Below are 8148 nucleotides of genomic sequence, written 5' to 3'. Positions count from 1 at the left end.
GTGATATGGACGGCCAGCCTTCTTTGAGGGCTGGCCGTGCCCCCTTCTAGGGGGCCAAAAGCAAGTCCACGTTCTACGAACGTGGATGTTTACTCGCCCAACGAGGGTGAACGTATGACCGGCACTGCGATTCCCTATGGCTTCTGGCCCAGCGCCTGGACGGCCGAGCGCGCCGCTTCGGCGAGCCGCGACTTCGCCGAACTGCGCGCCGGGCATGGCGGCCTGTTCTGGCTCGAATACCGTCCCGAGGACGGCCGCTGCACCCTCTGGTTCCGGCGCGGCGGGCAGACCCAGTGCTTGACGCCGGCCGGCGTCTCGCTGCGCAGCCGGGTCTATGAGTACGGCGGCGGTGCCTTCTGCCTGACCGGCGACGGCGTGGCTTTCGTCGACGAGACGGACCAGCAGGTCTACCGCCAGGCGCTGGATGACGAGCCTCGTACGCTGACCGCACAGGGCGGCTGCCGTTATGGCGATCTGCATTTCGCCGCGGCCCGCAACGCGCTGCTGGCGGTGGAAGAGAGCCATGAGCCGGGTGGCGTTGTGCATCGCCTGGTGAGTCTGTCCCTGGCCGGTGGGCAACGCGAGGTGCTGGCCGAGGGCGCCGACTTCTACGCGTCGCCTTGCCTGAGCCCGGACGGCGAGCGGTTGGCGTGGATCGAATGGAGCCGGCCTGAACAGCCCTGGACCGCGACCCGCCTGTGCGTGGCGGCGCGGAACGCCGCAGGCTGCTGGTCGGCGCCGACCGTTCTGACGGCCGGGGACGAGTCCGTGCAACAGCCGCGCTTCTCGGCCGAGGGCCGGCTGCATGCGCTGTCCGACCGCCTGGGTTGGTGGCAGCCCTGGTGCGAGCGGGACGGGGTTTGGCAGCCGCTGGACTCGGTACCTGCCGACCACGCGCCGGCGCCTTGGCAACTGGGCACGTGCAGCTACCTGCTGCTGGCGGACGGCGGACTGTTGCTCAGCCGTTTCGAGGACGGCTACGGCGTGCTGGTGGAGCGCAATGCCGATGGACAGGAACGGCGCCTGGCCGAGTCCTTCAGCCGTTTCCGCCAACTGAGCGCCGATACCGAGTGTTTCTACTGCATCGCCGCGGCTCCCGACCGCTTGCCGACGCTGCTGGCGATTCGGCGCGACACGGGCACCGTGCAGATACTGGCCGGCGGCGAGCAGCCCCTGGCCGAGGCGGAGTTGTCGCGGCCGGAATCGCTGCGCTTCGCCAGCGGGAAAGGGGAGACGAGCCATGCCTACTTCTATCCGCCGCGCAATGCCGGCCAGTCCGCTGCGCCGGGGACGAAGCCGCCGCTGGTGGTATTCCTCCATGGTGGGCCGACCTCCGCCTGCTACCCGGTGTTCGATCCGCGCATCCAGTTCTGGACTCAGCGGGGCTTCGCCGTGGCCGACGTCAACTACCGGGGCAGCAGCGGCTTCGGTCGTGCCTACCGGCAGCGGCTGCGGAACAGTTGGGGCGTGGTGGACGTGGAAGATGCGGTAGCGCTGGTACGGCATCTGGCCGGACGCGGTGCCATCGATCCGGCGCGGGCGTTCATCCGTGGCTCCAGTGCGGGGGGCTATACCGCGTTATGCGGCCTGGCCTTCACCGATGCTTTCGCCGGTGGCGCGAGCCTCTATGGAGTCAGCGATCCGCTGGCGCTGGGACGGGTCACCCACAAATTCGAGGCGGACTATCTCGACTGGCTGATCGGCGATCCCGAGCGCGACCTCGAACGCTACCGGGCTCGCACGCCACTGCTGCATGCCGGGCGTATCCAGGTGCCGGTGATCTTCTTTCAGGGCGGGCTCGACGCGGTGGTGGTGCCGGCGCAGACCGAGTCCATGGTCGCCGCCCTGCGCGAGCGCGGCGTGCCGGTGGAGTATCACCTCTATCCCGACGAACGCCACGGCTTCCGCCAGGCGGTCCACCTCAGCCATGCGCTGGAGCGCGAGTTTCGTTTCTACCAGGGCGTGTTGGCCGAAGCGCCGCGGTAATAGCCTGCCTTGCCGGGCGAATGAATTCGCCCTTACACAAGCGGTTCGAGTGACATCGAACCTGTAGGAGCGGATTCATCCGCGAATTCGGCCTGTCGGTCCATCGCGAATGAATTCGCTCCCACGCCGAGGTTCAGCCCTTTTGTAGGAGCCAGCGTCGGGCCGGACCCGCAGGGGCAAATTCATTCGCCCAAGGGACTGCCGCCGACCCGCTGCTGGCGTCGCCACAGGCGGCCGAGCCAGCGCCAAGCGATCCAGCCGGCGCCGGCCAGGTAGACCAACCCGCCCGGCACCCACATGAGCAGACCGGCCAATTGCTGGTCCTGCAAGTCCCGCGCATCGCCATAGAACGGTGTGTCGCCGAAGGTCAGCAGGGCGCCGAGCAGGCCGGTGTGCATCAGCGTCAGCAGCATTGCCAGCAACGCCTGCGGTACCCGGCGCGGGTGCGCGTGCAGGCACGACCACCAGAACAGCCAGGCGCTGAACAGGAAGCAGGCGTGCTCGATCATGTGCCAGCCGGGATGCTCCAGTGCCAGCAGATAAAGGTGCGGTGTGTGCCAGATCCAGATCAGCGCGCCGTGCACCATGGCCGTCGCCACCGGGTAGCGGGCGGCCCGCAGGATGCCGTTCCACAGCGGTTGCAGCGTTGCCCCGAGCATCGCCCGCCATTGCGGCAGCGGCCGGCCCAGGGCCCAGAGCGGGGCCACTGCCAGCATGAACAGCATGTGCTGCAGCATGTGCAGGCTGGTGCTGGTTTCCGCCCGGTCGTCCAGCGGGCCGAAGGCGGAGAGCGCGGCGATGAGCATGGCGACGTGCATCCACAACGCTTCGCGGCCATGGGGGCGAACCCGGCGTGTGCCGAGCCCGTAGAGCAGCCAGGCCGCGCCGAACAGCAGGGCGCCGACGAGGATCGGCAGACGCTCGCCCCGCACGCTCTCCAACAAGCCATGGGCGCAGGCCGGCAGGCTGAGGGCCAGCAGGGCAGCGGCAACGATCACACGCATGGCGGCAGCCTCAACAGCGGCACGGCGACGACCAGCGTGGCCACCGCCCCCACCAGGTGCACGGCGGCGGCGAGGCGGGCGGCGAAATGTTCCGGCGAGGGTTTCCCGGCACGGGAAGCGGCTCGCCAGGACCACCTCGCCAAGCCGAGGAGCAAGGCGACGGTGGCGGCCGAAAACAGGCCCAGCAGCAGGCTCAGCCAGTTCCACATCCCCAGCGAGAGGGCTGGCGGTGCCACCCGGCAGGCCACCGACAGCCCGCCATAGAGCGCGACGAACCACAGGCTCCAGATCACCAGCCCGAGGGCGATGTGGATCGGGTTATGGGGTGAGCGCAGCGGTCGCATCAGGCGGTTCCCCAAGTCGGCGGGAACAGCACCAGGGCGAAGTAGCTGATCCACAGTACGCCGAGGTTGTAGTACCAGAGCTGCTCCACCACCAGCGGTTCGTAAGGCGTCTCGACACTGACGTAGCCGTACCTCACGCGCCAGCCCTGCAAGGCGCTGAGGACGGCAGCGAGCAGGCCGTGGACCAGGCTGTAGCCGAGCACCACGGCGATCACCGCGTCATGTGCCGTCTGCCGTGGCGCCAGCTCGCCGCCGAGCAGCGCCCAGAGCAACAGCGCCGCATGCAGCAGGCCGAGCCCGGCGACGCCCGCCAACCCACCGGCCAGTCCGCGCGCATCGCCCTGGCGCAACCGCACCAGCAACCGACGCTGCCAGAAGGTGGCCATGACCAGCAGCACGGCGCTGGCCAGCAGCAGGCGCGGATCGAAGCCGGCCCGCTCCGGGACCTGCCAGTCCGGCGCCACCGTCCACAAGTAGAACCAGCCGAACAGCAGCGACAGGTAGAGCGCACCGTCGGCCAGCAGCGTTACCGCCATCCCCCACAGGCCGGGCCCGTCGCAGGTGCGCGAATGCAGCGGCGGGTCGCCGGGCTGGGTCTTGGCGTCCGGCGCTGCCTTGGGGTGGGCACCGTTTTCCCAGGACCAGCGCAGCAGCACGCCGAGGCTGGCCAGCGCGAACAGTGCCGCCAGCCCGTAGGCTTGGGTCAGCAGGCTCAGGCAGACGCAGGCGATCAGCGTGGCGGCGATCACCGGCAGCCAACTGTTGCCCGGCAGGTGAATGATCTCGCGCACCTGGCCGGTCAGCGGGTCCGACCCCCAGGTCTCGCGGCGGCCGTGGTCGATCACCGCTAATGCGTGCTCGCCGTGGGCGATGCTCTGCGGGAGGCTCGGGTCGTCCCACAACGGGTGGCGTCCGCGAACCTCCGGCAGGCTGGCGAAGTTATAGGACGTGGGCGGCAGGTTGGTGGCCCATTCCAGGGTATCCGCGTGCCAGGGATTTTCCTTGGCCGGCAGGCCGAAACGGAAGTGCAGCACGATGTCCAGCAGCACCGTGGCGATGCCGATGGCCATCACGAAGCTGCCGATGGAGGAAATCAGGTTCGGCCAGTCCCAGCCCAGGCCGGTGGGGTAGGTATAGATGCGCCGGGGCATGCCCAGCAGGCCGGTCCAGTGCATCACCAGGAAGGTCAGGTTGAAGCCGATGAACACCAGCCAGAAGCCCCAGCGGCCGAGGCGAACCGAAGGCATCCGCCCGGAGAAATGCGGCAGCCAGTAATAGAGCCCGGCCATCAGCGGGAAAAACATCCCGCCCACCAGCACGTAGTGCATGTGGGCCACGACGAAATGGGTGTCGTGCACCTGCCAGTCGAACGGCACCAGGGCCAGCATCACGCCGGTCAACCCGCCGGCGACGAAGATCACCAGGAAGCCCACCAGCCAGAGCATCGGCACGTGGTACACCGGGCGCCCCAGCCAGAGTGTCGCCAGCCAGGCGAAGATCTGGACCCCGGTGGGGATCGCCACCAGCATGCTTGCCGCCGAGAAGAACGCCTGCGCCAGTTGCGGGATGCCCACGGTGAACATGTGGTGTACCCACAGGCCGAAACTGATGAAACCGGTGCTCAGCACCCCCAGCACCACCCAGCGGTAACCCACGATGGGGCGCTGGGCGAACACCGGCAGCAGGGTCGAGACGATGCCCGCTGCCGGCAGGAAGATGATGTACACCTCCGGGTGGCCGAACAGCCAGAACAAGTGCTGCCAGAGCAGCGGGTCGCCGCCCCGCGCCACCTCGAAGAACGGCAGGCCGGCGGCGCGCTCCAGCTCCAGCAGGATGCTGCCGAGGATCAGCGGCGGGAAGCCGACCACGATCATCATCGCCATCACCAGGATGTACCAGGCGTACAGCGGCATGCGGTCCAGCGACATGCCCCGGGTGCGGGTGCGCAGGATCGACACCACCAGCTCCACCCCGGCGCTCACCGCGGAAATCTCCACGAAGGTGATGCCCAGCAGCCAGAAATCCGAGTTCGGCCCCGGCGTATGCGCCGCGCTGGACAGCGGCGTGTACATGAACCAGCCGGCCTTGGGGGCGATGTCGAGAAACAGGCTGGCCACCAGGATCAGCCCGCCGAACAGGTAGCAGAAATAGCCCAGGGCCGACAGGCGCGGGAACACCAGGTCGCGGGCGCCGATCATCTTCGGGATCAGGTAGACCGCCAGCCCCTCCATCATCGGCACGGCGAACAGGAACATCATCACCGTGCCGTGCATGGTGAAGACCTGGTTGTACAGGTCCGGCCCCATGAAATCGCGTCCGGGCAGCGCCAACTGGGTGCGCAGCAGCATCGCCAGCAGGCCGCCGAAGAGGAAGAACAGCGCCCCGGTGACCATGAAGCGCAATCCCACCGTGGTGTGGTTGACCACCGTCAGTGCGCGCCAGCCTGTGGGGTTGCCCCACACCGCGTTGAAGCGTTCGTGCAGGCGTTCGGCTTCGGGGGAGGGCATGTCGCGGCTCATGGGGCGAGCGTCTCCAGCCAGTCGGCGATCCGGTCGAGGGTTTCCGGCGTCACGTCGTCGTGGGCCGGCATGCCGTTGCCCGGCTTGAGCCGCTGGTGCTCGCGCAGCCAGCGGCGCAGGGCGCCGGGGCGGTTGTCGAGGGTGCCGGCGCCGAGGCTCGGGCGGGAACCGACGTCGGTCAGGTCCGGTGCACGGCCGCCTTCACTGACCCCGGCGACCCGGTGGCAGCGCCCGCAGCGCTGCTCGAACACTGCGCCGGCCTCCCCTGGAGGCGGGGAGAAGCGCAGTTCGCGGCGCGCTGCCAGCCAAGCCTGGAACGCCGGTTCGTCGTGGGCCACCACGTCGATTGCCATATGCGCGTGCTGGCTGCCGCAGAACTCCGCACACTGGCCGCGGTAGGTGCCCAGCCGGTCGGCCTGCAGGCGCAGCACATGGCGGCGGCCCGGGATCATGTCCAGCTTGCCGCCGAGGCGCGGCACCCAGAACGAATGGATGACGTCCGCGCTGCCCACCGCCAGGTCCACCGGGCGGCCGGCCGGGATATGCAACTGGTTGGCGGTGACCACGCCGTCCGGATAGCGCACCTCCCACCACCACTGGTGACCGGTCACCTCGATGCGCAGCGGCGGTTCGGCCAGCGGCAACGGCAGCAGCCGATGGCCGGCGGGGATGCCGAAGGCCAGCAGCAGGAGGATGCTCAGGCCGGGCAACAGGAGGCCGCCGCCGACGATCCAGCGCCGGTTGATTCGCCGCGCCTGCTCGGCGCTGGTTTCGCGCGGCGCGCGGTGCATGGCATACAGCCATAGCGCGGTCACGCCCAGCAGTACCAGGCTGGCGAAGCCCAGCATCGCCCACCAGAGCAACGCCACTTCGCGCGCCATCGGGCCGGCGGGGTCGAGAGCGGACTGAGCGCCGCCGCAGGCTGTCAGGCAAGGAACTGCCAGCGGGAAAACGGTCCATTGCAAGAGGGCACCGGTTCGGTGCCGCCGTCCCCGCCCATCACGGAGTGCCCCATGGCCGGAAACGCCGACCACGAGCCCATCGTCAGCCGCGCCGCCCTCGGCGGCCACCCGCTGCACCCGATGCTGATCCACTTCCCGGTGGCCGCGCTGATCGGCCTGGTCGGCGCCGATTGCGCCTACCTGTTCAGCGGCGATCCGTTCTGGGCGCGCGCCGCGCTCTGGCTGGCCGGCGTCGGCGCGGGGGGCGGCTGGATCGCCAGCAGCATGGGGCTGATCGACCTGCTGTTCGTACGGCGCATACGGCAAAAGATCACCGCCTGGTGCCACGCCATCATCGCCGTGATGATGCTCTCGCTGGCCTCGCTGAACTGGTTGCTGCGCTACCGCGAGGACGCCGGATCGGTCGAGCCCTGGGGCCTCTACCTGTCGCTGCTCACCGCGCTGCTCATCGCCCTGGCCTCCTGGCTGGGGGGCCGGCTGGTTTATGAACACGCGGTGGGGGTGGATGTGGACGTCTGAGCGCCCATGCCGGCCGGGTCGGGGGAAGCTGTCGAGATCGACCATCGTCAGAACGGCTTGGCCAATACCAGCCACAGGGTGACGGCGATCAGCAGGGTGATCAGCACGCCAATGCCCACGCACTCGCGGCCGACGCTGCGTTCCGGCACTCGTTCGATGCGCAGCACCAGCACGCCGCAGAGCGCGTGGCAGAGCACCAGCGCCGCTACCGTGGTGAGCTTGAGAATCAGCCAGGTGCCGAGGATGCCGTCGCGCAGGAACAGCGCCGTCCCCGACCCGATGGCCAGCAGCGCCGCCGGCGTGGCCACCAGGGTGAAGACCAGCCGCGTGAGATGCGCGTGATCGCGGTAGAACAGCGTCTCGCTGCGCCGCGTGCCCGCCGCGATCAGCGCCGGCAGGTAGAGCAGGGTCCCGCACCAGCCGAGCAGACTGGCGAAGTGCAGGAGTTTCAGCAGATCCATGGTCGGCCTCCATTCCGGATTCGGCGCCCGTGGCGGGCGCGGAGGGAAGAGCGGGGCGCGATGGCCGTCTGTGGGTGTGACAGCCGCTCCGTCGGACCGTTCGCTTTGGGGCGGGGACGATGGATCGACGCAGGACTCAGGCTGGGGGGCGGCGCTGAGTCATGCACATTTTCTAAAATCACCACGCAACCGTAGGAGCCAGCTCTGCTGGCGAACCGGGCTGATCCTGCGTGACGGGAACGGCGATGGTCCGCCGGGCGAATGAATTGGCTATGTCTGCGTTAAGTGTTGCTAGCTCCTAAACTTACTGTACGGCGTCCCCTTTCTGGAGGTCTGTCATGCGTGCAACAGAG

7 protein-coding genes are annotated in these 8148 nt (G+C 68.7%); 2 read left to right on the top strand and 5 right to left on the bottom strand.

The genetic code is table 11. The features are described 5' to 3' along the window. Positions 1 to 114 precede the first annotated feature (114 nt). Positions 115 to 1986 carry a S9 family peptidase gene (locus BZL41_RS14500; protein WP_095599949.1) on the top strand — a complete coding sequence of 624 codons (1872 nt, stop codon included), beginning with the start codon at positions 115 to 117 and terminating at the stop codon, positions 1984 to 1986. Positions 1987 to 2168: 182 nt separating this feature from the next. On the opposite strand, the gene BZL41_RS14495 is transcribed toward BZL41_RS14500, so the two are convergent. From BZL41_RS14495 to coxB, 4 genes are read right to left on the bottom strand one after another with little or no spacing between them, the layout of a single operon-like run. Further along, positions 2169 to 2990, bottom strand: coding sequence for a cytochrome c oxidase assembly protein (locus BZL41_RS14495; protein ID WP_095599948.1), 822 nt, complete (start codon positions 2988 to 2990; stop codon positions 2169 to 2171). Further along, positions 2981 to 3334, bottom strand: a complete 354-nt coding sequence (locus BZL41_RS14490) for a hypothetical protein (protein ID WP_095599947.1) — start codon at positions 3332 to 3334, stop codon at positions 2981 to 2983. The genes BZL41_RS14495 and BZL41_RS14490 overlap by 10 nt, the downstream gene beginning before the upstream one ends. Then, on the bottom strand, positions 3334 to 5841 hold the full coding sequence (ctaD, locus tag BZL41_RS14485) for a cytochrome c oxidase subunit I (RefSeq protein WP_256578160.1): 2508 nt from the start codon (positions 5839 to 5841) through the stop codon (positions 3334 to 3336). Before ctaD ends, BZL41_RS14490 begins: the two co-directional genes overlap by 1 nt. 8 nt (positions 5842 to 5849) lie before the next feature. Continuing rightward, positions 5850 to 6734, bottom strand: coding sequence for a cytochrome c oxidase subunit II (coxB, locus tag BZL41_RS14480; RefSeq protein WP_095599945.1), 885 nt, complete (start codon positions 6732 to 6734; stop codon positions 5850 to 5852). Between the two features lie 132 nt (positions 6735 to 6866). Between coxB and BZL41_RS14475 the strand changes: the two genes are divergently transcribed. After that, complete coding sequence (locus tag BZL41_RS14475) at positions 6867 to 7334, top strand: DUF2231 domain-containing protein (RefSeq protein ID WP_095599944.1); 468 nt, start codon at positions 6867 to 6869, stop codon at positions 7332 to 7334. A gap of 47 nt (positions 7335 to 7381) precedes the next feature. Here the strand turns inward: BZL41_RS14475 and BZL41_RS14470 are convergent, their stop codons facing one another. Beyond that, entirely contained in the window at positions 7382 to 7795 is a 414-nt protein-coding gene (locus BZL41_RS14470; protein WP_095599943.1) for a CopD family protein, read from the bottom strand. Positions 7796 to 8148: the final 353 nt, after the last annotated feature.

The sequence above is a fragment of the Pseudomonas sp. PIC25 genome (genome assembly GCF_002286785.1).
GTDB lineage: Bacteria > Pseudomonadota > Gammaproteobacteria > Pseudomonadales > Pseudomonadaceae > Pseudomonas_M.
Note: the sequence above shows the minus strand (reverse complement) of the source record. Positions and strands in the feature narration are given on the sequence as shown.

Excerpts from the sequence above, each read along its gene's own strand:
- BZL41_RS14500 (WP_095599949.1), top strand. The coding sequence starts at position 115 with ATGACCGGCACTGCGATTCCCTATGGCTTCTGGCCCAGCGCCTGGACG.
- BZL41_RS14495 (WP_095599948.1), bottom strand. The coding sequence starts at position 2,990 with ATGCGTGTGATCGTTGCCGCTGCCCTGCTGGCCCTCAGCCTGCCGGCC.
- BZL41_RS14490 (WP_095599947.1), bottom strand. The coding sequence starts at position 3,334 with ATGCGACCGCTGCGCTCACCCCATAACCCGATCCACATCGCCCTCGGG.
- ctaD (WP_256578160.1), bottom strand. The coding sequence starts at position 5,841 with ATGCCCTCCCCCGAAGCCGAACGCCTGCACGAACGCTTCAACGCGGTG.
- coxB (WP_095599945.1), bottom strand. The coding sequence starts at position 6,734 with ATGGCGCGCGAAGTGGCGTTGCTCTGGTGGGCGATGCTGGGCTTCGCC.
- BZL41_RS14475 (WP_095599944.1), top strand. The coding sequence starts at position 6,867 with ATGGCCGGAAACGCCGACCACGAGCCCATCGTCAGCCGCGCCGCCCTC.
- BZL41_RS14470 (WP_095599943.1), bottom strand. The coding sequence starts at position 7,795 with ATGGATCTGCTGAAACTCCTGCACTTCGCCAGTCTGCTCGGCTGGTGC.